Origin of the sequence: Paramesorhizobium endophyticum (assembly GCF_014640615.1) — a bacterium.
GTDB classification, from domain to species: Bacteria; Pseudomonadota; Alphaproteobacteria; order Rhizobiales; family Rhizobiaceae; genus Paramesorhizobium; species Paramesorhizobium endophyticum.
In genome coordinates, this window is record NZ_BMHH01000001.1 from 1 (window position 1) to 25,570 (window position 25,570).

Genomic DNA, 25,570 nt, shown 5'->3' on the forward strand with positions numbered 1-25,570 from the left:
GAATCTATTTTCCGCTAACTTGCAACAACGCTTTTATACTCATGTGCGATTCCCCTACCCTTGCGGGGAGGGTCGCGAACGAAGTGAGCGGGGTGGGGGTGGCTCAGGATCGAGCGCACCCGTCTCCACCCCCATCCGCCCGCTCCGCGGGCACCTTCCCCGCAAGGGGGAAGGAGGAGCGTCGCGCTGTTAAATCCACGTCAGCTTCCCATTCTCCAGCCGCAGCAGACGATCCTGCGGGATGGAGAGGTTGGCGGCTTCGTGGCCGTCCATTTTCTCGATGAGATAAAACAGCGTGCGGATGCAGCCGCCATGGGTGACGCAGACGGTGGGCTGCTTCACGCTTTCCAGCCAATGGCCGATGCGCCCGGCCAGCATCATATAGCTTTCCGCCCCGCCGCCTGGGGGCACGAAGTTCCACTTGTCGCGGGCGCGGGCCTCGACCAGGTCGATCCGCTCGGCGGCAATGTCTTCGAGCATGTAGCCCTGCCAGTCGCCGAAATTGACTTCCATCAATTGCGGATCGGTGCGGAAGGCGTAAGGGTCTATGCCCATACGGGCGCGGATACGCTCCATGGTCTCACGGGTGCGCCGGAGCGGGCTGGCGACGAAATCGAAACCGGCGCCCGTGCCGATCAGCGATTTCAGCATGTCGCCATTGCGGTCGGCCTGCGCGCGGCCATGGGCGTTGATATCGATATCGATCTGCCCCTGGATGCGTTGCGACACGTTCCAGTCCGTCTCGCCGTGACGCGAGAAGTAGATGATGTCTCGTATCACAGCAGACCTGCCCTTTTTCTGCCGCACGATCTTATCCGAAAAGTCTGCAACTTTTCGGGATCCTGCCTTAATCCTTGACGACCGAGATGTCCGGCGCGTCGACGGCCTTCATGCCGACGACATGGTAGCCGGAATCGGCGTGGTGCACCTCGCCCGTCACCGAGCGCGACAGGTCGGAGAGGAAATAGAGGCCGACATCGCCTACTTCCTCAATGGTGACGGTACGGCGCAGGGGCGCGTTATACTCGTTCCATTTGAGGATATAGCGGAAATCGCCGATCCCCGAAGCCGCGAGCGTCTTGATCGGCCCGGCCGAAATGGCGTTGACGCGGATGTTCTGCGGGCCCAGATCGACGGCGAGATATTTGACGCTCGCCTCCAGCGCGGCCTTGGCAACGCCCATGACGTTGTAGTTGGGCATCACCTTCTCGGCGCCGTAATAGGTCAGCGTCAGGATCGAGCCGCCATCGGTCATCAGCTTCTCGGCGCGCTTGGCGATGGCCGTCAGCGAATAGACCGAGATCAGCATGGTCTTGGAGAAATTGGCTTCCGAGGTGTCGACATAGCGCCCCGTAAGCTCGTCCTTGTCGGAAAAGCCGATGGCGTGGACGACGAAATCGAGCTTGCCCCATTTCTTTTCGAGCGTCTCGAAAATGGCGTCGATGGTGGCGGCGTCCGAGACATCGCAATGGCCGCAGACGAAAGCGCCAAGCTCCTCGGCCAGCGGCTCCACGCGCTTCTTCAGCGCCTCGCCCTGATAGGTGAACGCAAGCTCCGCACCCGCCTCGTGGGCGGCCTTGGCGATCCCCCAGGCGATGGAGCGGTTGTTCGCGACGCCAAGGATAAGGCCGCGTTTTCCCTGCAACAAACCAGATTTGGCGGTCATTACCCGACCCTCGTCAAAATTGTTCTGAAGCGACATAAGCGCCGTATTGCATAGCCGCGCTCGGGCTTCAAGCAAGAGCGGACGAAAAAGCCGGGATTTATCAGAAACTTGATATAACGGGGTGTAACCGGGAGTTTTCCCTCCCCCTTGCGGGGAGGGTGGCCCGTAGGGCCGGGTGGGGGTGGCGGCGTTTACACCATATTCTCCAGCAAAAGCGCAAACGTCACCACCCCCATCCGCCCGCTAACGCGGGGTTCGTCGCTGGAAAAGCCAAATCGTTGGCTTTTCCTCGGCCTTCGGCCGAACGCTCCTCAATCCCCGCAAGGGGGAAGGAGGGCGCGCGCCTCAAGCCGCGCGCCGCCTCTCCATCAACGCCTCCAGTTCCGGATCGCCGCCTTCAGGCAGCATGACGCGGACATGCACGAAAAGATCGGCGCGTTCGCCCACCTTCTGAGGCAGGCCCTTGCCCTTCAAACGCAGCACCCGGTCGGAACTCGACCATGCCGGAACCTTGACCGCCACGCGGCCGTCGAGCGTTTCCACCTCGATGCGCGCGCCCAGCACCGCGTCGGCCAGCGGCACCGGCAGGTCGAGATGGAGGTCGCGGCCTTTCAGTTCGAAGCGCGGATGCTGCTTCAGGTGGATCGTCACCAGCGCGTCTCCGGGCGAGCCGCCCAGCATAGGCTCGCCCTGCCCTTTCAGGCGGATGGTCTGGCCATCCTCGACATATTTCGGCAGCTTGATCGCCAGACGCTTGCCGTTGGGGAAAACCGCCTCGACCTTCTCCGCGCCGGCGGCCTGCTCCAGCGATATGTCGATGGAAGCCGCCAGATCCGCGCCTTTTGCCGGACGACCGCGCGCCCGCGCGCCTGCCGCGCCTCCGCCGAAGAGGTCGTTGAGGATGTCTTCCGCTCCGGCAAACCCGCCCTGGCCGAAGCCGCCCCCCGGCCCAGTGCGGAATTCGAAATGTGTGTTGCGGCCACCGGCGCCCTGACGCGCGAATCCGGCAAAGGGGTCGCTCCCCGCGCCCGGATGAAAGCCTTGGAATGCCGGCTTGCCCTCGGCATCGATCTCACCGCGGTCGAACTGGCCGCGCTTCTCCTTGTCGGAGAGGATGTCATAGGCCTGGCTTGCCTCGGCAAAGCGCTCCTTCGCCTTGGGATCATCCGGATTCTGGTCGGGATGATATTTCTTGGCGAGCTTGCGGTATGCCGATTTTATGTCTTCGGGCTTCGCCGTTTTGGCGACGCCCAGCACGCTATAGGGATCGCGCATATTGTTCCTCGTTGCGGAAGAAATCCTGAAAATCGCACTTGTTTTAGCCGCATGATCTTATTCGAAAAGTCTGCAACTTTTCGGGATCATGCTCAAATATGCGTATTGACCGGCGAAACTTCCAGATTGCCATGGAAAATCCGCCGCTTAGTTACCAAACTATCCCTTGCGTCCGCTCAAATCGGCGCAAAGGATTTCAGCATCCACGCGCCGTCCTTTTCGAGGCAGGTCTCGCCCTTATAGATCGAAACGCCGTCGAACGCCTCGCGCGAGGTCTGGAAGCGGCGGCAGAGGCCGGTCTCGTTCTTCGTTTCCGCCACAGTGGTGATGGTGCCCTGGCTGCCCGTCTCGGGATTGGCCCAGGGAATGGGCGTCTCGCCCCATTTGCGGAAATCGAGCGCCGAGACGATATTGCGCACCGCTGCCTGGTCGGAGAGCTTGCCCTTGTCGGGCTCGCCCTGTTGCGCTGCGGGGACGGAGCCGGTAATGGTCGCACTATCGGGAACGGCGCTCTCGATGCTGAACCCCTTCATAGCGCAGCCGGCAAGGACGCCAAGCGTCAACACCGCCGAGAGGCGGCATGTTCTGGCCGCATGAGACGCTGCGGAAACTCGAATGGGGCGCGCATTCCTGGATGCCAATGCCTTTCCCTTTTGCTGATACTGACGAGGCGGAAATTATGGGCGATACGGAGTTAACAAGCGGTGACTTTACTGAGGCGCAAGAGCCGTTTCAACTCTTCGCCACATGGCTTTCCGACGCGACGAAATCCGAACCCAACGATGCCAACGCGCTGGCGCTGGCAACCGTGGACGAAAACGGCATGCCGAACGTCAGAATGGTGCTTTTGAAGGGCTTTGACGAGCACGGCTTCGTCTTTTACACAAATTATGAAAGCCAGAAAGGCCGCGAGATTCTGGGCCAGCAGAAGGTCGCCATGTGCTTCCACTGGAAGTCGTTGCGCCGCCAGGTGCGCGTGCGCGGGCCGGTCGAACAGGTGAGCGATTCGGAGGCCGACGCCTATTACGCCTCGCGCCCGCGCGGCAGCCGCATCGGCGCATGGGCCTCCAAGCAATCGCGCCCGCTCGAAAGCCGCTTCGCGCTGGAAAAGGCCGTCGCCGAATACACCGCGCGCCATGCCATCGGCGAAATCCCCCGCCCGCCGCACTGGTCCGGCTTCCGGCTCAAGCCCGTCTCCATCGAGTTCTGGCACGACCGCCCCTTCCGCCTGCACGACCGCGTGGTGTTCACGCGGGAGGCACCGGAGGGCGGATGGGAGAAGACGCGGCTCTATCCATAAGTGTATTGCGCTCTGCATTACATCGGCGTATTCTGGGTATATAAGCAGCACAGGAGCGCACCATGGGAAGCACAGCGCCGAGAAAGGAAACGCCCGTTTCGATGCGGTTTCGAGACGATGACCTGACCATCATCGACCGGGGCGCCGAGCTGCTTGGCCTGTCACGCACCGAGTTCATGCGCCGCGCGGCGCTCAGCGAGGCGCAAACGGCGATCCTCAACGAGAGCGTTATTCGGCTTTCCCCCGACGCCTATGACGCTTTCATGCAGGCGATTTCCGCTCCCGCCGAAGCGCCTTCGCCGAAGGTCGCCGAGCGATTGCGGCGGTCTGCGCCCTGGGAGCGCTAGGTGCTTTCGGGTATCGAACTGCTGAACGATACGCACAGGATCGACGCATTCGATTGCGGCAAGCCAGCGCTCAATGCGTGGCTGACAGGCTTTGCGCATATCAATCAAAGCCGCGGATTCACCCGTGTACTGGTGGTTCATGATGACGGAGCTGTCATCGGCTATTACGGGCTTGCCCCGACTGTGATCCAGCCGAACAGCGCGCCTCGTGCGATCCGCACCGACCGTCCGCCGGATCCCATCCCGTGTCTTCTCATAGGCCAGCTCGCGGTTGATCGGCGCTACGCGGGACAGGGAATTGGCGGCGGGCTGGTCAAGGATGCGTTGCGGCGATGCATTGCCGGAGCCGATATTGTCGGAGGCCGGGCCGTGGTTGTCAGGGCGATCGACGCTGAAGCCGAACGCTATTGGCAGAGCTGGGGCTTCATCGCAGCACGGGATAACCCGTCCGTGCTCATGCGCTCAATTCAGGATGTGCGTCTCTGGCTGGAAGGGAAATGAGATAGAACAGCTTCCCTATCTCACTAAACGACCGGCTTCACCGCCACCCAGAGCGTGCCCAGAACCAGCCCGAGAAAGATCAGCCAGCCGACGGTATTATTCGACAGGAACAGCTTCTTGCATTGATCAGGATTGTCGATATCAAGCGTGGCGATCTGGCGATACATATGGGCGCCGGCGGCAAGGAGTCCGGCAAGCGCTGGAAAGGGGACATCCGCCGCAGCGAATGCTCCGAGGAACAACGCCAGCGCGCCGCCATAGAGCAGGAGCAGCGCCTCCTTCGTCCTGGAGCCGAACAGGCGGGCGGTGGAACGGACGCCGACCAGCGCATCGTCCTCCTTGTCCTGATGGGCGTAGATGGTGTCGTAGCCGATGGTCCAGAGGATCGCCCCGGCATAAAGCAGCAGCGGTGGGAGAGCGAGGCTGCCCTTGTCCGCCGCCCAGCCCATCAGCGCACCCCATGAAAACGCCAGCCCAAGCACCAATTGCGGCCAGTCGGTGATCCGCTTCATGAAAGGGTATACCGCGACGACGATGAGCGAGGCCAACCCCAGCAGGATTGTGAAAATGTTGAACTGGAGAAGCACGAGGAGGCCGACAAACGCTTGCAGGATCATGAAAATCTTGGCCTGACGGCGTGTGACCTGCCCGGAAGGCAAAGGACGCGAGCGGGTGCGCGCCACCTTGTCATCGATGTCCTGATCGGCGAGGTCATTATAGGTACATCCCGCACCGCGCATGGCCATAGCGCCGACAAGAAACAGGAGAAGATGCCATGGCGAGGGAAGTAAATTCCATATATCTGCACCGGGCTTTGCTCCCGCTGCCGCCACGAGTGCCGTCGACCACCAGCAGGGCCAGCGCAGCAGCTGCCAGCCTATGGGCCGGTCCCAGCGGGCAAGCTGCGCATAGGGCCACACCCAGCGCGGCAGGGCGCGGTAGACCCAATGGCCCGATGGCGCGTCCATGACGCGGCCTTGTGCATTGCGCGACTGAATCGTTCCGTGTAGTTCGTCGGGCGCCATGACAATATCCCTTGATGTTGCCCATGTCCTAGTCTTCTAACCCGTAGGGAGCAAGGCCCATGAAAGTCCTGTTGATCGGCTCAGGCGGACGCGAACACGCGCTGGCATGGAAAATTTCCGCCTCGCCGGTGCTGGATCAGCTCTATTGCGCCCCCGGCAATCCCGGCATCGCCGAGGCGGCGACCTGCGTGACGCTCGATGTGGCCGACCATGCCGCGGTCGCGGCATTCTGCAAGGAGAAGAATATCGACCTCGTGGTCGTCGGCCCGGAAGCGCCGCTTGTCGCCGGCCTTGCCGATGATTTGCGCGCCGCCGGGATCAAGGTGTTCGGTCCGTCCAAGGCTGCCGCGCAGCTCGAGGGCTCGAAGGGCTTCACCAAGGATCTCTGCGCCCGCTTCAATATACCGACCGGCGCTTATGGCCGTTTCAACAATGCGCCGAAGGCCAAGGCCTATATCCGCGAGCAAGGCGCGCCCATCGTCGTCAAGGCGGATGGGCTTGCGGCGGGCAAGGGCGTGGTGGTCGCCATGACGCTTCAGGATGCGCTCGACGCGGTGGACGCCTGTTTCGAGGGTGCGTTCGGGTCCGCAGGAGCGGAAGTGGTGGTGGAGGAATATCTCGACGGCGAGGAGGCGAGCTTCTTCTGCCTCTGCGACGGCAAGACGGCCCTGCCCTTGGGCACCGCACAGGACCACAAGCGCGTCGGCGTCGGCGACACCGGCGTCAATACGGGCGGCATGGGGGCTTACTCCCCTGCCCCGGTCATGACACCTGATATGGTCGAGCGCACCATGCGCGAACTCATCGAGCCGACCATGCGGGGCATGGCCGAGATCGGCGCGCCCTTCTCCGGCATTCTTTTCGCCGGGCTGATGATTACCAGGGATGGCCCGAAGCTCATCGAATACAACACCCGCTTCGGCGACCCCGAATGCCAGGTGCTGATGATGCGGCTTAAGGACGATCTGCTTCTGCTTTTGAATGCCGCCGCCGATGGGCTGCTCGACCAGGTCTCGATCCGCTGGAGCGAAGACCCGGCGCTGACCGTGGTGATGGCCGCGAAGGGCTACCCTGCCGCGCCGGACAAGGGCAGCGTGATCGAGGGCATCGAAGAAGCCGCGAAACTGCCCGATGTGCAGATCTTCCACGCCGGCACCGCGGTGAAGGACGGCCAGCTCGTCGCCAATGGCGGGCGGGTGCTCAACGTCACCGCTACGGGCAAGAGCGTGCTCGACGCGCAGGAAAAAGCCTATGCGGCAGTGAAGGCCATCGACTGGCCCGGGGGCTTCTATCGGTCCGACATTGGCTGGCGCGCGGTGGAGCGGGAAAAGTCGGGTAGTTAACCTGTTCGACTTTTTCTAAGGAGCAGCGACCTGCCGCATCATTTCCGCCGTTTGTTCGTCAGCAGGAAAGAAGGATTCGATCACGAGCTCCGACAGCGTGATATCGACTGCCGTGCCGAAGACGGTTGTGGTGGAAATAAATGACAGCGTGCCCTTGCCGGTGGAAAGGACAAAAGGCACGGCGATAGCGTCGAGGGCCGTATCCTCCCTGTAGGGCTTCGCGCCGGCCGGCACCGGATAGGACTTGATCTCCTCGACAAGCTTCGCCAGCGCCGCGTCAGGCAGATGATCCATCTGCCGCTTGAGCCGTTCGATCACATGCGCGCGCCATTGGCGGTAATTGACGATGCGCGGACCCAGCCCTTTCGGGTGGAGGCTGAGGCGCAGGACATTGGCCGGCGGCGAGAGCAGCGCCTCATCCACGCCTTGAATGAGAAACTCAATGGCGCGGTTGGCGGAGATGAGATTCCAATGCCTGTCCACAGCGAGCGCCGGATGCGGCTCATGTCCCCTCAGAATGAGATCGACCGCCTCCCTCGCCGTTTTCAAGTCGGGATCATCGAGCGCGCGTTCTCGATAGACCGGCGCATAACCGGCGGCGAGCAGCAGCGCATTCCGCTCGCGCATGGGAATGGCGAGGTGCTCGGCCAGAAGCAGCACCATTTCCCGGCTCGGCTGCGAGCGCCCGGATTCCACGAAGCTCAAATGCCGCTGGGAGATGCCGGCTTCGGATGCAAGGTCCAACTGGCTCAAGCGCCGGTTGCGGCGCCAGGACTGGATGAGATTTCCTGATGATGCTGATGTCTGGGTCATAGGCGCAAACTATCATGATTGCGGATGAATTCTATTACCTCGGATGTAATCGACTTGCCGCGCGCCGCCCGCAATATTCGGCTCGTTCAATCAAGCCGAAAGGAACCAAATCATGACCGCCTATGCCGCCGCCCTCCTGCACAATGTCACCATGGGTCCCGGAATCGTCGAATATCTCGAAAGAATCGACGAAACCCTGAAGCCTTTCGGTGGACGCTATATCATCCACGGCGCCAGGAAGACCGTTCTGGAGGGCGAATGGCCCGCCGATCTCGTCATGATCGCCTTCCCGGACATGGACCATGCCCGCGACTGGTACGCCTCCCCCGCCTACCAGAAGATCGTGCATCTGCGCACCGACAATTCGGAGGGCAGCGTCGTCCTGCTCGATGGTGTGGACGAGGATCACAAGGCGACGGACATACTGGCCGGATAGGCCGCCGGGATTATTGACGTTTACGTAATAAGCCGATAGCTCTTCTCCGAGGCAGAAAACTCGCCGGGCGTTCGCGCTGCGATCCGCCCGGCACCGGAGGAGATGTCATGTATCGCGCCCCCATCAAGGATATCGCCCATACGCTGAAGCAGGTTGCGGGGCTGGAGGAGGCGCTTGACAATCAGCGGTTCGGCGAGCTTTCCGGCGATCTGGTCGATGCCATTCTGGACGAAGCCGGGAAATTTGCGGAAGAGCGGATCGCGCCTTTGGCGGAAGCGGGGGACAAGCATGGAGCCAAGCTGGAGAACGGAAACGTTACCACCGCGCCGGGCTGGAAGGAGCTCTATACCGATTGGGCCGCGGGCGGCTGGAACGCTCTGACAGGCGATGAAGCCTATGGCGGACAGGGCCTGCCGACCATGCTCTCCGTCGCAGTGTCGGAGATGTGGAATTCCGGTTCCCTCGCCTTCGCGCTCGCGCCAACGCTGACCATGGGCGCGGTGGAAGCCCTGGAAAAGCACGCGTCCGACGAATTGAAGGCGCTTTATCTGCCCAAGCTCATCTCCGGCGAATGGACTGGCACGATGAATCTGACCGAGCCGCAGGCGGGCTCTGACCTTGGCGCTCTGAAGGCACGCGCGAATCGTAACGGCGACGGCACCTATTCCATCTTCGGCCAGAAGATCTTCATCACCTATGGCGAGCACGACATGACGGACAATATCGTCCATCTGGTGCTGGCCCGCCTCCCCGGCGCGCCCGCCGGGACCAAGGGCATATCGCTGTTCCTCGTGCCGAAATTCATTCCCGATGCGGATGGTACGCCGGGCAAGCGCAACGAAGTCTATTGCGCAGGGATTGAGCACAAGCTCGGCATTCACGCCTCCCCCACCTGCACCATGATCTATGGCGACGGCACCTCGGGCGAAGGCGCGAAGGGCTGGCTCATCGGCGAGGAAAATCGCGGCCTCGCCTGCATGTTCACGATGATGAACAATGCCCGCCTGCTCGTCGGCATTCAGGGCGTGGCGGTGGCGGAAGCGGCATATCAAAAGGCTTTGGCCTTTGCGAAAGAGCGGCGGCAGGGCCGCGCGCCTGGTTTCAAAGGCGAAGGCATGAGCCCGATCATCGAGCATCCCGATATCCAGCGTACGCTGCTGACCACGAAAGGGCTGACGCAAGCCGCCCGCGCCATCGCCTATGCCTGCGCCCATGCGCTCGATATGGCGCGCGTATCCACAGACGAAGCGCGGCATTGGGCCGACCGCGCGGGCCTGCTGACACCGGTTGCGAAAGCTTTTGGCACGGATATTGGCGTCGAGGCCGCTTCGCTCGGCATTCAGGTGCATGGCGGCATGGGCTTCATCGAGGAAACCGGCGCGGCGCGGCTGCTGCGCGACGTGCGCATCACGCCGATCTATGAAGGCACCAACGGCATTCAGGCCATCGATCTGGTGCAGCGGAAATTGCCGCTCGACAAGGGCGAGCATGTGAGGGGCTATATCGCGGAGTTGCGGGCGATTGCGGATGAAGCAGCGGCGAGCAACCGCGCCGATCTCGGCAACAGCGCCGCCTGCCTTTCCGCCGCGCTTGCCGATCTGGAAGAAACGACAACTTACCTGCAACAGGCGCTCGGTGACGGTCTCCTTACAGATGCGCTCAGCGGCGCGACGCCTTATCTGCGGCTGTTCGGGCTGGCTGCCGGCGGCGCTTACCTCGCCAAGGGCGCGCTGGTGGATGACGATGCGACCCGCGCGGCGCTTTGCCGGTTTTATGCGGAGAATTTGCTGAATGAAACGGCGGCGCTGAAGGATCGTGTCATCAACGGCGCTGCGAGCCTCATCGCCGCCGGCGCAGCCTTGCGGGACTAACTCCTCCCTCCCCCTTGCGGGGAGGGTGGCCCGAAGGGTCGGGTGGGGTGGTGACGTTTACGCCACTATCTCCAGCCAAAGCGCAAACGTCACCACCCCCATCCGCCCGCTAACGCGGGCACCTTCCCCGCAAGGGGGAAGGAGGGCGCATAGCCGGAACCGGCGCATCAAGGAGAGAAACTCTCATGTCCGAACACATCCACATCGAACGGCAGGACGCGGTGCAGATCATCCGCATGGCGCGGCCCGAGAAGAAAAACGCCCTCACCCGCGCCATGTATGCGTCCATGGCCGAGGCGCTGCGCAAGGGCGATGCGGACGATGCCGTCCGTGTCCATGTGCTTTTTGGCGCGCCCGGCGCGTTTTCCGCCGGAAACGACATGCAGGATTTCATGGCTGCGGCGAGCGGAGGGAGCCTCGGCGCGGAGGTGCTCGATTTTCTGAACGCGCTTTCCACCGCGAAAAAGCCTGTTGTCTCGGGCGTGGACGGCCTTGCCATCGGCATCGGCACCACGATCCATCTCCATTGCGACCTGACCTTCGCCACGCCTCAATCCCTGTTCCGCACACCCTTCGTCAATCTGGGCCTTGTGCCGGAGGCGGCGTCGAGCCTGCTGGCTCCCCGTTTGATGGGCTATCAGAAGGCGTTTGCGCTGCTGGCATTGGGCGAAGGGTTTTCGGCGGAAGCGGCGAAGGAAGCCGGGATCGTTCATCGCATCGTCCCGGCGGAAGAGCTTGAACAAGCCACGCTCGAAGCCGCCCGCGCCATTGCTGCCCGGCCTCCAGAGGCGATGCAGATCACCAAGGCGCTGCTGCGCGGGCCGGATGAGCCGGTTGGGGACCGCATTGCGCGGGAGGCCCGGCATTTCGCAGAGCGGTTGACTTCGCAGGAAGCGCGCGAGGCGGTGGCGGCGTTTTTGGCGAAGAAGCGGTGAAAATGAAATGTTGGCGGGACAGTAACCCCCCTCTGTCCTGCCGGACATCTCCCCCACAAGGGGGGAGATTGGCTGTGAGGTCTGCTTTCGCTAATCGCCAACGTTAAAGAATAGAGTGCCATCATCAATGAAGCCCAATCTCCCCCCTTGTGGGGGAGATGTCCGGCAGGACAGAGGGGGGTGTTCCACGCGCTACCCTCCAAACAATCTGCAAATCCCTCCCTTGCGAATCACATAAGTCTATGCTTATCTGTGATTCATGACAGACACCGACATATTCCGAGCCCTTGCCGACCCCACCCGCCGCGCGATCTTCGAGAAGCTTGCCGCGGGCAGCATGAATGCGAGCGCTTTGCGGGAGGGGATGGAGATCAGCCAGCCGGCGATGTCACAGCATCTTTCGGTTCTGCGGAGCGCCCGGCTTGTGAAAGAACAGCGGCAGGGGCGTTTCGTGAATTACGAGGTCGATCCCGAGGGGCTGGCGCTCATCGCCGACTGGCTGGCGAAATATCGCGCCTACTGGCCGCAGCGCATCGAAGCGCTCAAGGTCTTGCTGAAGGATATGGATCAATGAGCGCCGAACAGGACGATACCATAGAGATGGAATTCGAGCTCGCCGAGCCGCCGCACAAGGTCTGGCGCGCGATCAGCATTCCCGAATTCCGGCAGAACTGGCTGCCTGATGCCGCGCTGGCCGATATGGAGGCAGCCAGCGTGACGCAGGGCGAAGAAGTCAGCTACCGGATGCGGGAGACGGAAGCGCCCTTCACCGAAAGCCTCGTCACCTTCCGCATCGCCCCGAACGACAATGGCGGGACTTGCCTGCGGGTCATCCATGAGGTGACCGGCATAAGGGGCAAGCGGATGGAACCGACCGCGGCCAACAGCAACAGCCCGGTCCTCATGCTCGCCGCCTGACGCGGCAGGACATACGCCAACATTTGAAGATTGGAGTTCGCCGATGCGCGAAGCGATGCAACTCGTCCCCATGGTCGTGGAACAATCCTCAAGAGGGGAACGGTCCTTCGACATCTATTCCCGTCTTCTTCGCGAAAGGATCATCTTCCTGAACGGAGAGGTGAACGACACCGTTTCGGCGCTCGTCTGCGCGCAGTTGCTGTTTTTGGAGGCGGAGCACCCGAAGAAGCCGATCCACCTCTATATCAATTCGCCCGGCGGCGTGGTGACCAGCGGCCTTGCCATGTACGACACCATGCGCCTCATCCGCGCGCCGGTGCATACGCTCTGCATGGGCACGGCGCGCTCGATGGGATCATTCCTGCTGATGGCGGGCGAACCCGGCCAGCGCGTCGCCCTGCCCAATTCGAGCATCCACATCCACCAGCCCTTGGGCGGGTATCAAGGGCAAGCCTCCGACATTCTCATCCATGCCGAGGAAGCGCTGAAAACCAAGCAGCGGATGACCCGGTTATACGCCGAGCATTGCGGGCGATCCTACGAAGAATTCGAAAAAGCCATGGACCGCGACTTCTTCATGACGGCGGAAGAAGCCGTGGAATGGGGGCTGGTGGACCGGGTGCTGAGGGTTCGGGAGGAGTAAAGCGCAGTCGGATAACTGCCTTGTGGACGGGCTCGCGCCCTCCTTCCCCCTTGCGGGGAAGGTGCCCGCGTTAGCGGGCGGATGGGGGTGGTGACGCTTGCGCTTTTGCTGGAGACATAGAGTAAACGTCACCACCCCCACCCGACCCTTCGGGCCACCCTCCCCGCAAGGGGGAGGGAGGAGCGTCCTACCTCCGCGCAATAATCTCCGTCCCCGACACCACCAGCCGCACCCCCAGATTGCCGGTCTTGCGGCGGGCGAGGAAGCGGGGGCGGCGGCGGCGGGGTTCCTGGCCCTGGCGGCGCGGCTGCGGCTGCGAGACGCCGACCGGGCCCATGCTTTCCTCGAGCGGACGGGCGACGCCGTCTTCTTCCACCAGCATCATGGGCAGGTTGAAGGCGGCGGACCAGGCGCGCCAGTCGGCGGCCACGTCATCGAGGTCATGCGCCACCAGAAGCGGCACGGACAGCTGCGGATCCGCGTGCATCAGTTCCAGCGTGACGGTGATACCGCCAAACTCATCTTCCACCGCGCGGGCCGTAACGCCCTGAAACGCGCGGGCGGGCAGAGCAATGGACATGGGCACCCCGCTTTCCGGCAGAATGCGGCGGATCACCGCGCCGCGCTCGGTAATGGTGAAGGTGACATCGCCCTCCTCATCCCGCGCGGCGTAGGTCACCACCTGCGGGAATTGAAAAGGATCGAGCCGCAATTCGCGGCCTGCCCAAACTGGCTTCAGCCCTTGGTTCATCATGTTTCTGTACGCCTCTGTCTCTCCTGAGAGCCGGTGTTCCGGTCTCCCTGCCGTCTCGGTGCCGGTTTTCCGGTCTCCCGCTTATCTTCGGGCCGTTCCCGGCCTCGTTGACTGAGAGAATAAGCGCGCTTTATTACCGGAGCGCTTAATTAGTTCAGTTAAATTTTCCTGATTTGGCAGATGGTTAGCAGAATGAAACCGGGTGTAAGGTTCTGGTAAGCATCAGGCGGGCCATTGCGCCTAACTTGTTTATAAACTGCTGAAGAAAAACTTCTTCACAATTTTATTACACTTGTTCTAATGTCGCGAAATCGAGAGCGGAAGCAGCAGGCGTCGGGAGCCAGCCCCGACGCGCTGGCGAAGATGGGCTACGCCAGCGCAGGCGAGCGCCTCGCCCTCGAACGGAGTGAAACTGATGCGCATAACCATCAGGATCACGCTGACGATAAAGAAAACCCGCACGGGCTGGCAAGCTATCGTGCGGGTTCATATCTTCATCTAAGCGTTGGGCTGGGGGAGAAATCTCCCAGCTCACTTCGGTAATTTACTACGCAACATGCGTAGTTTCAAGATCAGCGTACGCATCCCGCGTAATTTTCCGAATCCCTTCGGAAGAAAACTCAGATCACCTTGCCCGGATTCATGATTCCCGCCGGGTCGAATGCCGCCTTGATCTTTTTCATCAAGGCCAGCGCCACCGGGTTCTTGAAATGCACGAGTTCCTCGCGCTTCAGCTGGCCGATGCCATGCTCGGCGGAGATAGAGCCGCCATAGCGCGCGACGATGGTGTGGATGCGGTGGTTGACTTCGCCCCAGTGGGCGAGGAAGGCCTGCTTGTCGGCGCCTACCGGCTGCGAGATGTTATAATGCAGATTGCCGTCGCCCATATGGCCGAAGCAGACGATGCGCGCGCCCGGGATCATCTCCTCTACCGCGCTGCCCGCTTCCTCGATGAAGGCGGGGATGGAGGCGACGGGCACGGAGATGTCATGCTTGATCGAGCCGCCCTCGGGCTTCTGCGCCCAGGACATCTCCTCGCGCATTTTCCAGAACATCTTTTCTTGAGCGACGCTTTCGGCAATCGCCGCGTCCTGTACCAGGCCCGCCTCATAGGCTTCCGTCAGGATCGTTTCGAGGACGGCGCGGGCATCGTCGGACGAGCGTGAGGAGGAAATATCGATGAGCGCATACCAATCATGCGGGTTTTCCAGCGGGTCGCGCACGCCCTCGACATGGCGCACGGTGAACTCCACGCCGATGCGCGGCATCAGTTCGAAGCCAGTGAGCGCGGGCCCGGCATGTTCCGCAGCAAGGCCCAGCAGCTTCAGCGCATCATCAGGGCTTTTCAAACCGGCATAGGCGACGCCCTTGCCCTTGGGCTGCGGGTAAAGCTTCATGACGGCAGCAGTGATGACGCCAAGCGTGCCTTCCGCGCCGATGAAAAGGTCCTTCAGATCGTAGCCGGTGTTGTCTTTCTTCACATAGCGCAAATCCTCGAGAATCTCGCCGGTCGGCAGCACCACCTCCAGCCCAAGGCAGAGCTCACGCGTGTTGCCATAGGCGAGCACCGCCGTGCCGCCCGCATTGGAGGAAAGATTGCCGCCGATCTGGCAGGAGCCTTCCGCGCCGAGCGAGAGCGGAAAGAGCAGGCCCGCTTCCGCCGCCGCATCCTGCAGGTTTTTCAGCACCACGCCCGCCTCCACAGTCGCCAGATGGCCGGCGGTGTCGATGTTGCGGATACGGTTCATGCGCGACAGCGACAGGATGATCGCGCGACCGCTGCCATCGGGCTGCTGCGCGCCGACAAGGCCGGTATTGCCGCCCTGCGGAACGATGGGGGTGCCGGTCTCTGTGGCGAGCTTGAGGATTTGCGCAACTTCCTCCGTCGAGCCTGGGCGCAGCACCATCGCAGCGCGGCCATGGTAGAGGTCGCGCTGCTCGACGAGGTAGGGCGCGATGTCGTTGGCGTCGCGGACCGCATTCTTCTCGCCGACAATGGCGGCGAAACGGTCGAGAACGGCGTTATCGGGAATTGCCGGCTGTAACGTCATGATACCTACCTTATTCTATTCTCTCGGCGCGGCGGCGCGGGCGAGACGGTCGTTGATGGCTTCGCCCAGCCCGTCATGGGGGATCGGCTCGACAGCGATGACGCCAGCGCCCGCCGCGTCGAGACGCTTCATGTAATCAAAGAGATGCACGGCCGCTTCGCGCAAGTTCCCCGTTTCGCTGAGATTAAGAAGATGCGAGGCCTGTTCCGCACCCTTGGCTCGTGTCGACCCAAAGGCCAGCAGCGCCTCGCCGGGTTCGATTTCGCGCGCATTGAGGCGCATGGCGGCGCGGGGGGCATAATGGGACGCAAGCATGCCGGGGGCCTGGATCGCGGCGCGCTGGTCGAGCCGATGGAGTTTTCGGCCCGTCAGCGCCTCGATCTCTTCCGCAGCCAGACCGCCGGGGCGCAACAGCGATATCGTGTCGCCCTCCACCTTGATAATGGTCGATTCCAGCCCGACCGGGCATGGGCCGGCGTCGAGGATCATGTCCAGTTTCGCGCCCAGATCGTCGGCCACGGCTTCCGCGCTCGTCGCGCTGATGCGGCCGGAGGTGTTGGCGCTGGGAGCGGCGAGCGGGCGGTCCAGCATGGCGATGATTTCACCCACAGGCCCGCGCGGCATGCGTACCGCGAGCGTGGAGAGTCCCGCCGTGACCAGCGGATGGACGGCGGCGGTTTCCTTCAAGGGCAGAACCAGCGTCAACGGGCCCGGCCAGAAGGCGTCGATCAGGCAGCGGGAGAGCGGATCGATTTCAACGAAGCGCTCGGCCATGGCGACGCTCGACACATGACAGATAAGCGGATTGAAGCGCGGGCGACCCTTGGCCTCGAAGATCTTAGCTACACCCATGCCATTGGTGGCGTCGGCGGCAAGGCCGTAAACTGTCTCGGTGGGAATGGCGACAAGCCCGCCATCGCCCAAGATCCGCGCCGCGCAGGCGAGCGCCTCGTCATCGATTTTCGCGATATCGGCCACTGTTGTGCTCCTGTCGCCCTTTGCCTACACAAGGGCAGGACGCGGCGCAAGAAGGGCGCGTAATCGGTAAAATTTGAAATATCGCGGAGACGGGATGGAAATGTCCGGATGCTAGGACATCTGCATGTGGGTCCATGCGGGGGACGAATAATGTCATTTCGATTCATTGCCATGATGGCGTTGGTGATTGCCACGCCTGTTCATGCGGGCGGTTCCATCGAGACGCCGGGGCTGCCGGACCGTATCCGCTCCATCGATTATGTCGGCTTTGACGGGGTCGATGAAGCGGGCAATCCAATCTGCAAGACGTGCGAGGCGGAGAAGGCAGCGGCTGAAGCAAAGCGCGCGGCGCTCGAGGCACGGCGCAAGCGGGCGCGGGAGTATATGGCGCGGATGCAGGGGCAGGATTTGCCGACGCAGCAGGCTGCCGGTGTGGATGCGATGGCGGTGGGGGCGTTGCCGGAGGCGGCGCTGGGGGATGTGCGGTTGAGGACGGGGCTGGACTAGAGCCCCATCCAGAATTTCTTATCGATACCGGCCTGCTTTATGGCTGGCTTTCCGCTCCGACGCGCAAGAAGTGGGTGAGATGCGGTGCGCGCTCCTCCCTCCCCCTTGCGGGGAGGGTGGCCCGAAGGGTCGGGTGGGGGTGGTGACGCGGCGCTACGGTCTTTGAAGAAAGCGCAAACGTCACCACCCCCATCCGCCCGCTAACGCGGGTTTCGTCGCTGGAAAAGCCAAATCGTTGGCTTTTCCTCGGCCTTCGGCCGAACGCTCCTCAATCCCCGCAAGGGGGAAGGAGGGCGCGAACTCACCCCGCGATTTTCGAAAAATCCGCCACCCTGCCCGTCGCCTCGCGGATACGCGCAAGCAATGCCAGGCGGTTGGCGCGGATTTTTTCGTCTTCGTCGTTCACGAGCACTTTCTCGAAGAAGGCATCGACCGGGCCGCGCAGCTTGGCAAGGGCCAGCATTGCGCCGGAGAAATCTTCCGCTTCGATCGCCTGTCCTGCATCCTTTTCCGCCTCGCCGATGGCGGCGAAGAGCGCCGTCTCCTCTTCCTCGCGCAAAAGCGCGGGATCGACGGCTTCGGCGACCCGCGTACCCTTCTTTTCCTCGGCGGCAAGAATGTTGGCGGCGCGCTTGGTGCCGGCCAGCAGGTTCCTGCCATCCTCGGTGTTGATGAAATAGATCAAAGCTTCGACGCGGCGGGCGATGAGTAGAAGGTTATCCGCGTCGGGCGACAGTACTGCGTCGATGGCATCATGGCGCGCGCCTTCGTCCTTGAGATAGACCTTCAGGCGGTCGTGGAAGAAGGACAGGAGGTCGGCCAAGACCGCTTCCGCCTTGTCGGCTTGCGAATAGCCATTCAATGAGAGACGGAACGTTTGGCCAAGCGCCATCCGAACACCATTCTCCAGCACCAGCCGGATTACGCCGAGCGCAGCGCGGCGCAGCGCGAAGGGGTCCTTCGAACCTGTCGGTTTTTCGTCGATGGCCCAGAAGCCGACGAGCGTATCCAGCTTATCCGCCAAAGCTACCGCAATCGATACCGGATCGCGCGGGACGCGGTCGCTGGGGCCGAGGGGCTTGTAATGCTCCTCGATGGCGGCGGCGATGGATTCATGCTCGCCTTGCAGGAGTGCATATTTGCGGCCCATGCCGCCCTGCAATTCGGGGAACTCTCCGACGACTTCGGTCTGCAAATCCGCCTTGGCGAGGACCGCGGCGCGTTCGGCCAGAGCAGGATCGGCACCGACGATGGGAGCGATTTCACGGGCGAGACGGCGGATGCGTTCGACGCGCGCGCCTTGCGTGCCGAGCTTGGCGTGGAAGGTCACGTCCAGGCTATCCAGCCGCGCCATGCGCTGGTCGAGCGGCTTTTTCAGATCGAGCCCGAGCTTCTCCGCCGAGACTTTCAGCTTCTCCACATCGGGCAGATCGGCCTGGTCGGTTTTCCAGAAATAGAGCGCGTCGGACAGGCGGGCGCGCACGACCTTGCCGTTGCCATAGGCGATTTCCTGGCCGCCATCCTTCGCCTCGATGTTGGAGACGAGGATGAAACGGTTGGAGAGCGCTTCGCTCTCACCCTGCTTGCGGGTGACGAAGCATTTTTGGTTGGCGCGAATGGTGAGGCGGATGACTTCCGGCGGGATTGCCAGAAATTCCTCCTCGAAGGCGCCCATCAGCACGACGGGCCATTCAACGAGGCCGGAAACCTCCTCCAGCAGCCCCTCATCCTCGACCAGTTCAAGACCGGAGGCGAAGGCGAGGTTGCGGGCGTCGTCGAGGATCATCTCCTTGCGGCGATCCGCATCGAGCACGACCTTGGCCTTTTCCAGCTTGGTCACATAGTCATCGAAGCGGCGGACGGTGATCGGCTCGCCATCGCTCATGAAGCGGTGGCCATAGGTGACATTGCCGGAGCGGATGCCGTCAACGGCGAAATCGACCACCACCGGCTCCTCGGTTTCCGGACCGAAGGTGCAGAGGATCGATTGCAGCGGGCGCACCCAGCGCAGTGAGCCGGGCTTGGCGGAGGCCGCGCCCCAGCGCATGGATTTCGGCCAGGGGAAATCGCGGATCACCTGCGGGATCAGTTCGGCGATGATCTCTTCCGCCGCGCGACCCGGCTTGGTGATGTGGGCGACGTAGAAATCGCCCTTCTTCGGGTCGGTGTGGACATGGGCCTGCGAAACATCGCTCAATCCAGCCTTGCGCAGGAAGCCATGAACGGCCTGTTCGGGGGCCGATACGGATGGGCCCTTGATGTCCTCATGCACATCCTTGGAGCGGATGGTGAGACCCCTGATATCGAGCGTCAGCCGGCGCGGCGTCCAATATTCGCGCGCCGCCTCATAGGTCAGCCCCGCCTCGACAAGGCCGTCGGTGACGAGCTTTTTTAGGTCGCCCGCAGCCTTGCGCTGCATGCGCGCCGGGATCTCTTCACTGCGAAGTTCGAGCAACAAATCGGGCATCACGCAGCCTCGTTCTTATGGTTAAAGCCACCCGCATCGGTCTTGAGGAAGGCCTCGCCGCATTGGCGCGCGAGGTTGCGCACGCGCAGGATATAGTTCTGACGCTCGGTCACAGAGATGACGCCACGCGCATCCATCAGGTTGAACACGTGGGACGCCTTGATGCACTGGTCATAGGCAGGAAAGACGCATTTATGTAATGTCCCTGTCGTGCCTTCGGCACTCCCCGCCTCTTGTTTATGCAGCGACATCTCGCCGGTGAAGCCGGCCTTCAGAATGGCCGCGCATTCCTTTTCGGCGTCGATGAAGTGCTGGTGCAGCACATCCGTATTCGCCATCTCGAAATTGTAGCGCGAATATTCCTGCTCGGCCTGCAGGAAGACGTCGCCATAGGTGACCTTCTCGTCGCCTTCGAGACCATTGAAGTTCAGATCATAGACATTGTCGACGCCCTGCACATACATGGCGAGGCGCTCTAAGCCATAGGTCAGCTCGCCCGAGACCGGCGCGCATTCGATGCCGCAGACCTGCTGGAAGTAAGTGAATTGCGACACTTCCATGCCGTCGCACCAGCACTCCCAGCCAAGGCCCCAGGCGCCCAGCGTCGGGCTTTCCCAATCGTCCTCGACGAAGCGGATATCGTGCAGCAGCGGGTCGAGACCGATGGCCTTGAGCGAGCCGAGATAAAGCTCCTGCAGGTTGGGCGGCGATGGCTTGATGATCACCTGATACTGGTAATAATGCTGGAGCCGGTTGGGGTTTTCACCATAGCGGCCATCCTTGGGGCGGCGCGAAGGCTGCACATAGGCCGCCTTCCATGGCTTCGGCCCCAGCGAGCGCAGCGTCGTCGCCGGATGGAACGTGCCCGCGCCCACTTCCATGTCGTATGGCTGGAGAATGACGCAACCGTGCTGCGCCCAGTAATTATGGAGCGTCAGGATCAGCCCCTGAAAGGAGCGCGTCGGATGCATATGGTCGGGCAGATTGGATGACACGGGCGGGCCTCGTGAAAAATCAGGATGCCACGTCCTAGTTTGTCAGCCTTGCAGGGTCAAGCGGGAGTGACCGGCTGGCCATCCTCGCGCGCTTCCTCTCACCCCCCTCTGCCCTGCCGGGCATCTCCCCCACAAGGGGGGAGATTGGATGTCAGTTCCGCTTTCGCTAATCGCCAATGTTGCAGAATAAAGTGCCGTCACCGATGAAGGCCAATCTCCCCCCTTGTGGGGGAGATGCCCGGCAGGGCAGAGGGGGGTGGGCGACAATTACGTGCCAACGCCGACCATAGCGCGCTGCCTTTACGACCCCACCCGACCCTTCGGCCACCCTCCCCCGCAAGGGGGAGGGAAAGGCGCGCCCTACTCCTTCACCTCCGCCGCCTTGCGCCCATCCTCCGCCGGCAGGCCGCTTTTCAGCTTGGCTTCGATCTTGACGATTTCCTCCGGCTCGGGCTTCGATGCCAGCGCGTGGCGCCATTGGAACGTCGCTTCCAGCTTGCGGCCCGCGCGCCAGTAGGCGTCGCCCAAATGATCGTTGATCGTCGCGTCCTCGGGGCGCAGCTTCACGGCCTTTTCCAGCTCCGTCACCGCCTCATTGTAGCGGCCGAGCTTGTAATAGGCCCAGCCCAGCGAATCGACGATGTAGCCGTCCTGCGGGCGCAGCTCGACCGCCTTGCGGATCATGCCGAGCGCCTCTTCGAGGTTCATGTTCATGTCCACCCAGGAATAGCCGAGATAGTTCAGCACTTGCGGCTGGTCCGGATAGAGCTTCAGCGCCTGGCGGAAATTCGGCTCCGCCTTGTCCCATTCCTTCAGGCGCTCATAGGCGATGCCGCGCTGGTAGAAAAGGCCCCAGTCTTCCTGCGTCGGTGTGCCGATTATCTTGACCGCCGCGTCATAGGTTTCGGCGGCCTTGCGGAAATCCTTCTTCTGCACATAGACCGCGCCCAGCGCCAGATAGGAGCGCATATCGGTCTTATCCTGATCGACAAGCACTTTCAGATGCTTGACCGCTTCGTCGGTCTTGTCGGTCTCGGCAAGGTTCAGCCCAAGCTGCATTTCCGCATCGCGCCGGTAGACCGAATCCTTCGGCACCTTGGCGTAATATTCGATAGCCTTCTGCGGCTGCTGCAATTTGGCGGCGATGTCGCCCAGCTGGAACAGCGTGGCGTCGTCGTTCGGGCGCAGCGGCAGCGACATCTGGAGATAGAGCTTGGCGAAGGCTTCGGCACCGCCGCGATTGATCGCGGTGCCGAGCGTGTAGAGCACTTCCGCCGCGCCTTGCTGCGGCGTGGCGACGAGCGGCTTCAAGCGCTCGCCCCGCTCCAGCTTGGCGCGCAATTCGCTGAGCGCCAGCCGGCCGGACAGCAGTTCCTGCGCCTGGTCGAGCAGTTCGACCGCGCCCTGCCGGTCGCCGCTGCGCGCCTTGAACGAGGCATAGGCTTCGACCACACGCTCATAGGTATCGGGCGCGGCCCCGCCGCCTGTGCGGTCGTCGAAGGCTTCCTGATAGAATTTGGCGGCGGCAGTCTTGTCGCCGGCAGCGTCGGCCATCAGGGCGGAATTATAGGTCTTGAAGAGATTGTACCATTCCGGCCCTTCGAGCTTGTCGATGGCGGCCAGCGCATCCTTCGTCTTGCCGGTGCCGAAAGTGGCCCAGGCCGACATCAGACCTGTGGAAAGGCGGTCCATGTCCGATTGCAACGAGAGCATCAGCAGCGGACCGGCCTTGCGGTATTGCTTGCGGGTGATGGCGTCGATGGCGAGCGCAACGCGGGAGAAGCGCTCCACTTCCGGCACGTTCTTCAACTCCTCGGCCAGCGGCAGCGCGTCGCTGAACCGGCCATCGGTGAGGAGCGTGATGAGCAGATCCTGCTTCATCGACTGGTTGGAGGGGTCGAAAGCCAGCGCTTGGCGATAATAGGCGACGGCGGCGGAGAGATCATTGTCGCTCTCGGCGACCCGGCCCGCGAGATAGGCTCCGGCGAAGGAGCCGGTGCGGATGGGCGTCAGCGCGTTGCCCGTTTTGGCCAGCGCGTCCGGCGCGGGCCAGGCCATGCTGACGGTTGCGGCCAGAAGCAATCCGTAGAGAGAACCGTAGATCGGGCTTCGCCGCATTCCGTTATTCCTTTTCGTTTGAATATGGTTGCTTGGAGCATTCTAGGTCAGAATGGGAATGCAGGTGCCAGACACCCCCCTCTGCCCTGCCGGGCATCTCCCCCACAAGGGGGGAGATTGACCAAGAGAGTTCCGCTTTCGTCAATCGCCAGCGTAGCAGACCAAGCCCCGCCATCGATGCAAGCCAATCTCCCCCCTTGTGGGGGAGATGCCCGGCAGGGCAGAGGGGGATTGCCTGGCGCTTCAGCAAAGCAAGAATTCTCAAGGCAGATAACGCAGATAACCATGGCCCTTTTGCGAGCAACGCGCAAGAAAGCCAGTTAGAGGTAGCAGCATGATCTTGTCCGAAAAGTCTGCAACTTTTCGGGATCATACTCAGTTCACCCGGCTGATACAAAAATCGATCACGTCAAGCAGCGCATCCTTTTCCGCCGTCGCCGGCAGGGGCGCCAGTGCGTCGCGGGCGATTTCGCCGAAATGGCGGGCGCGCTGGACGGTATCGGCAATCGCGCCGTAGCGCGTCATCAGGCCGATGGCCTTTTCCAGCGCGGCGTCGTCGCTCGCCCCCTCCTCGATGGCGTGTTTCCAGAAGGCGCGCTCCTCCGCCGTGCCGCGGCGATAGGAGAGGAGAAGCGGCATGGTGATCTTGCCCTCACGGAAATCGTCGCCGACATTTTTGCCCAGGTCCCGCGCGCTGCCGCCATAATCGAGCGCGTCATCGACGAGCTGGAAGGCGAGGCCGAGATTGAGGCCATAGGAGCGCAGGGCAACCCGGTCGGCGCGCGGCGCACCGGCGATGATCGGGCCGACTTCGGCGGCGGCAGAGAACAGCGCCGCCGTCTTGGCCTTGATGACGGCCAGATATTCGTCTTCCGTCGTTTCCATGTTCTTGGCGGCGGCAAGCTGCATCACCTCGCCCTCGGCGATGATGGAAGCGGACGTCGCCAGTACGTCGAGCGCGTCGAGCGAGCCGACATCGACCATCATCTTGAACGCCTGCCCGAGCAGGAAATCGCCGACCAGCACGCTTGCCTGGTTGCCCCAGATCATGCGGGCGGTGCTTTTGCCGCGGCGCAGGTCGCTTTCGTCCACCACATCGTCGTGGAGCAGCGTAGCAGTGTGCATAAACTCGACCGAAGTGGCGAGCTTGACATGCCCCTTGCCCTCATAGCCGCACATGCGGGCCGAGGCGAGCGTCAGCATCGGGCGCAGGCGCTTGCCGCCCGACGAGATCAGATGGTTCGCCACTTCCGGGATCATCTCGACATCCGACCCCGCCTTCGACAGGATCAGTTCGTTGACACGGCGCATATCCGCCTTCGTCAGGTCGATCAGCGGCTGGACCGACCCTTCGTGCTTTTTCTTCTCGTCGAGGCTCAGAACCACACCCAATGCCATACTCCTGGGAACGGCGTCCCGCTCCATAGTTTTCATTTCGGCGCCACATTATTGAAGCGGGGCACCATGCTCAAGCTACAAATAGGTTACAATCCGTCGCGCCCACAGTTGCCAACGCTCGTCCAACCCCTCATGTTATATCTATGATCGAATTGATGCGAACCAATGACCTTGTCCTGATTTCCTTCGCCGAGGCGCTGCTGGCGGAGGCGGGTATCGTGCATTTCGTCGCCGATTCGAATATGAGCATCATCGAAGGATCGCTCGGCGTGCTGCCGCGCCGTCTGATGGTGGACGAGGCGGAGGCCGAACGCGCGCGCCAGATCCTTGGCGATGCGGGCATCGGGCATGAATTGCGACCCATGGGATTTGCATGAGCGCGCTGCCGCAAGAGAACAGCCCGTCCGCCGAGGACGCGGGTGAGACGCTCGACGCATTTCATCGCGGCGCGTTCCATCTCGTGCAGCCGTCGATGAAGGGCCACCGGGCAGGCGTGGACGCAATGATCCTCGCCAGCGCGGTGCCTGATGGCTTTTCCGGCAGGCTTGTCGATCTTGGTGCGGGCGCGGGCGCGGCGGGGCTTGCCGTGGCGGCGCAGTGCCCGTCGGCGCATGTGACGCTGGTGGAACGCTCCGCCTTCATGGCCGGTTTCGCCCGCAAGACGCTTGGGCACCCCCTGAATGCCGGGGTTTCGGCACGTGCAACGCTCATCGAGGCCGATGTGACGCTGACCGGACGGGCGCGCAATGCCGCGGGCCTGGCCGACAACGCCTTCGACTTTGCCATCATGAACCCGCCCTTCAACGCCGAAGCCGACCGGCGCACGCCCGATACGGTGAAGGCGGAGGCGCATGTGATGGGCAAGGACATGTTCGAGCAATGGATCAGGACAGCGGCGGCGATCGTCAGGCCCGCCGGCGGCATCGCCATCATCGCGCGGCCCGTGTCGATCGGCGAGATGCTCGCGGCGCTTTCGGGCCGGTTCGGCGCCCTGACACTCGTGCCTATCCAACCCCGCCCGGATGAAGCCGCCATCCGTATCGTAGTGCGCGGCGTGCGCGGCAGCCGCGCCAAGCTGACGCTCGCGCCCGCGCTGGTGCTTCACGGGCCGAGCGGAAATGGGTTCACGGAACGCGCGGATGCGATCAATAACGGGCGAAAAGGGCTTTTATAACCGGTCCGATTTTGCGAAAAGCAGCATGCTCTCAAATTCAAGTCCGCTATTTTGT

26 protein-coding genes are annotated in these 25,570 nt (G+C 62.4%); 13 read left to right on the forward strand and 13 right to left on the reverse strand.

Annotated elements, in window-relative coordinates:
• Positions 1-189 precede the first annotated feature (189 nt).
• The 4 genes from IEX53_RS00005 to IEX53_RS00020 form a co-directional block, all read right to left on the reverse strand.
• Positions 190-780, reverse strand: coding sequence for a histidine phosphatase family protein (locus IEX53_RS00005; protein WP_188821045.1), 591 nt, complete (start codon positions 778-780; stop codon positions 190-192).
• A gap of 67 nt (positions 781-847) precedes the next feature.
• The gene (fabI, locus tag IEX53_RS00010) at positions 848-1,666 is read right to left on the reverse strand and encodes an enoyl-ACP reductase FabI (protein WP_188820208.1); all 819 of its coding nucleotides are present in this window, start codon (positions 1,664-1,666) and stop codon (positions 848-850) included.
• 345 nt (positions 1,667-2,011) lie between these two features.
• On the reverse strand, positions 2,012-2,941 hold the full coding sequence (locus IEX53_RS00015) for a DnaJ C-terminal domain-containing protein (protein WP_188820210.1): 930 nt from the start codon (positions 2,939-2,941) through the stop codon (positions 2,012-2,014).
• A gap of 176 nt (positions 2,942-3,117) precedes the next feature.
• Positions 3,118-3,558 carry an RT0821/Lpp0805 family surface protein gene (locus tag IEX53_RS00020; protein ID WP_373288519.1) on the reverse strand — a complete coding sequence of 147 codons (441 nt, stop codon included), beginning with the start codon at positions 3,556-3,558 and terminating at the stop codon, positions 3,118-3,120.
• A gap of 62 nt (positions 3,559-3,620) precedes the next feature.
• Between IEX53_RS00020 and pdxH the strand changes: the two genes are divergently transcribed.
• From pdxH to IEX53_RS00035, 3 genes are all read left to right on the forward strand, one after another.
• A complete protein-coding gene (gene pdxH / locus IEX53_RS00025) occupies positions 3,621-4,241 on the forward strand; it encodes a pyridoxamine 5'-phosphate oxidase (protein ID WP_188821047.1) in 621 nt (206 codons plus the stop codon).
• 62 nt (positions 4,242-4,303) lie between these two features.
• A complete protein-coding gene (locus tag IEX53_RS00030) occupies positions 4,304-4,588 on the forward strand; it encodes a type II toxin-antitoxin system TacA family antitoxin (protein ID WP_188820214.1) in 285 nt (94 codons plus the stop codon).
• Entirely contained in the window at positions 4,589-5,089 is a 501-nt protein-coding gene (locus tag IEX53_RS00035) for a GNAT family N-acetyltransferase (RefSeq protein WP_188820216.1), read from the forward strand.
• 23 nt (positions 5,090-5,112) lie between these two features.
• On the opposite strand, the gene ubiA is transcribed toward IEX53_RS00035, so the two are convergent.
• Positions 5,113-6,114 carry a 4-hydroxybenzoate octaprenyltransferase gene (gene ubiA, locus IEX53_RS00040; RefSeq protein ID WP_188820218.1) on the reverse strand — a complete coding sequence of 334 codons (1,002 nt, stop codon included), beginning with the start codon at positions 6,112-6,114 and terminating at the stop codon, positions 5,113-5,115.
• A gap of 59 nt (positions 6,115-6,173) precedes the next feature.
• Between ubiA and purD the strand changes: the two genes are divergently transcribed.
• Complete coding sequence (gene purD, locus IEX53_RS00045; protein ID WP_188820220.1) at positions 6,174-7,457, forward strand: phosphoribosylamine--glycine ligase; 1,284 nt, start codon at positions 6,174-6,176, stop codon at positions 7,455-7,457.
• A gap of 15 nt (positions 7,458-7,472) precedes the next feature.
• On the opposite strand, the gene IEX53_RS00050 is transcribed toward purD, so the two are convergent.
• A complete protein-coding gene (locus IEX53_RS00050) occupies positions 7,473-8,270 on the reverse strand; it encodes a helix-turn-helix domain-containing protein (RefSeq protein WP_188820222.1) in 798 nt (265 codons plus the stop codon).
• 112 nt (positions 8,271-8,382) lie between these two features.
• Between IEX53_RS00050 and IEX53_RS00055 the strand changes: the two genes are divergently transcribed.
• The 6 genes from IEX53_RS00055 (at position 8,383) to IEX53_RS00080 (ending at position 13,073) form a co-directional block, all read left to right on the forward strand.
• Positions 8,383-8,706, forward strand: a complete 324-nt coding sequence (locus tag IEX53_RS00055) for a DUF1330 domain-containing protein (protein WP_188820224.1) — start codon at positions 8,383-8,385, stop codon at positions 8,704-8,706.
• Positions 8,707-8,813: 107 nt separating this feature from the next.
• The gene (locus tag IEX53_RS00060) at positions 8,814-10,577 is read left to right on the forward strand and encodes an acyl-CoA dehydrogenase family protein (protein WP_188820226.1); all 1,764 of its coding nucleotides are present in this window, start codon (positions 8,814-8,816) and stop codon (positions 10,575-10,577) included.
• 185 nt (positions 10,578-10,762) lie between these two features.
• Positions 10,763-11,512: a crotonase/enoyl-CoA hydratase family protein gene (locus IEX53_RS00065; protein WP_188820228.1), complete on the forward strand. Its 750-nt coding sequence runs from the start codon at positions 10,763-10,765 to the stop codon at positions 11,510-11,512.
• Positions 11,513-11,771: 259 nt separating this feature from the next.
• Entirely contained in the window at positions 11,772-12,086 is a 315-nt protein-coding gene (locus IEX53_RS00070; protein ID WP_188820229.1) for an ArsR/SmtB family transcription factor, read from the forward strand.
• Positions 12,083-12,430 carry an SRPBCC family protein gene (locus tag IEX53_RS00075; RefSeq protein ID WP_188820231.1) on the forward strand — a complete coding sequence of 116 codons (348 nt, stop codon included), beginning with the start codon at positions 12,083-12,085 and terminating at the stop codon, positions 12,428-12,430. The genes IEX53_RS00070 and IEX53_RS00075 overlap by 4 nt, the downstream gene beginning before the upstream one ends.
• A gap of 43 nt (positions 12,431-12,473) precedes the next feature.
• Positions 12,474-13,073 carry an ATP-dependent Clp protease proteolytic subunit gene (locus tag IEX53_RS00080; RefSeq protein ID WP_188820233.1) on the forward strand — a complete coding sequence of 200 codons (600 nt, stop codon included), beginning with the start codon at positions 12,474-12,476 and terminating at the stop codon, positions 13,071-13,073.
• 187 nt (positions 13,074-13,260) lie between these two features.
• On the opposite strand, the gene IEX53_RS00085 is transcribed toward IEX53_RS00080, so the two are convergent.
• From IEX53_RS00085 to IEX53_RS00095, 3 genes are all read right to left on the reverse strand, one after another.
• Positions 13,261-13,827, reverse strand: coding sequence for a DUF6101 family protein (locus IEX53_RS00085; RefSeq protein WP_188820235.1), 567 nt, complete (start codon positions 13,825-13,827; stop codon positions 13,261-13,263).
• A gap of 620 nt (positions 13,828-14,447) precedes the next feature.
• Positions 14,448-15,860 (reverse strand): FAD-binding oxidoreductase, encoded by a 1,413-nt coding sequence (locus IEX53_RS00090; protein ID WP_188821049.1) that lies wholly within the window; start codon positions 15,858-15,860, stop codon positions 14,448-14,450.
• Between the two features lie 33 nt (positions 15,861-15,893).
• A complete protein-coding gene (locus IEX53_RS00095; RefSeq protein ID WP_188820237.1) occupies positions 15,894-16,856 on the reverse strand; it encodes an L-threonylcarbamoyladenylate synthase in 963 nt (320 codons plus the stop codon).
• Between the two features lie 150 nt (positions 16,857-17,006).
• Here IEX53_RS00095 and IEX53_RS00100 point away from each other — a divergent pair, with 150 nt between their 5' ends.
• Positions 17,007-17,363 carry a hypothetical protein gene (locus IEX53_RS00100; protein ID WP_188820239.1) on the forward strand — a complete coding sequence of 119 codons (357 nt, stop codon included), beginning with the start codon at positions 17,007-17,009 and terminating at the stop codon, positions 17,361-17,363.
• 301 nt (positions 17,364-17,664) lie between these two features.
• Here IEX53_RS00100 and glyS read toward each other — a convergent pair whose 3' ends face one another.
• The 4 genes from glyS to IEX53_RS00120 all read right to left on the reverse strand — a co-directional run bounded on the left by glyS (position 17,665) and on the right by IEX53_RS00120 (position 24,335).
• Positions 17,665-19,830: a glycine--tRNA ligase subunit beta gene (gene glyS, locus IEX53_RS00105; protein ID WP_188820241.1), complete on the reverse strand. Its 2,166-nt coding sequence runs from the start codon at positions 19,828-19,830 to the stop codon at positions 17,665-17,667.
• Positions 19,830-20,801 carry a glycine--tRNA ligase subunit alpha gene (locus IEX53_RS00110; protein WP_188821051.1) on the reverse strand — a complete coding sequence of 324 codons (972 nt, stop codon included), beginning with the start codon at positions 20,799-20,801 and terminating at the stop codon, positions 19,830-19,832. The genes glyS and IEX53_RS00110 overlap by 1 nt, the downstream gene beginning before the upstream one ends.
• A gap of 384 nt (positions 20,802-21,185) precedes the next feature.
• Positions 21,186-22,943 carry a tetratricopeptide repeat protein gene (locus IEX53_RS00115; protein ID WP_188820244.1) on the reverse strand — a complete coding sequence of 586 codons (1,758 nt, stop codon included), beginning with the start codon at positions 22,941-22,943 and terminating at the stop codon, positions 21,186-21,188.
• A gap of 375 nt (positions 22,944-23,318) precedes the next feature.
• Positions 23,319-24,335: a polyprenyl synthetase family protein gene (locus IEX53_RS00120; protein ID WP_188820246.1), complete on the reverse strand. Its 1,017-nt coding sequence runs from the start codon at positions 24,333-24,335 to the stop codon at positions 23,319-23,321.
• A gap of 149 nt (positions 24,336-24,484) precedes the next feature.
• Between IEX53_RS00120 and IEX53_RS00125 the strand changes: the two genes are divergently transcribed.
• Entirely contained in the window at positions 24,485-24,718 is a 234-nt protein-coding gene (locus tag IEX53_RS00125; RefSeq protein WP_188820247.1) for a putative signal transducing protein, read from the forward strand.
• Entirely contained in the window at positions 24,715-25,515 is an 801-nt protein-coding gene (locus IEX53_RS00130; RefSeq protein WP_236015970.1) for a tRNA1(Val) (adenine(37)-N6)-methyltransferase, read from the forward strand. Before IEX53_RS00125 ends, IEX53_RS00130 begins: the two co-directional genes overlap by 4 nt.
• Positions 25,516-25,570 lie beyond the last annotated feature (55 nt).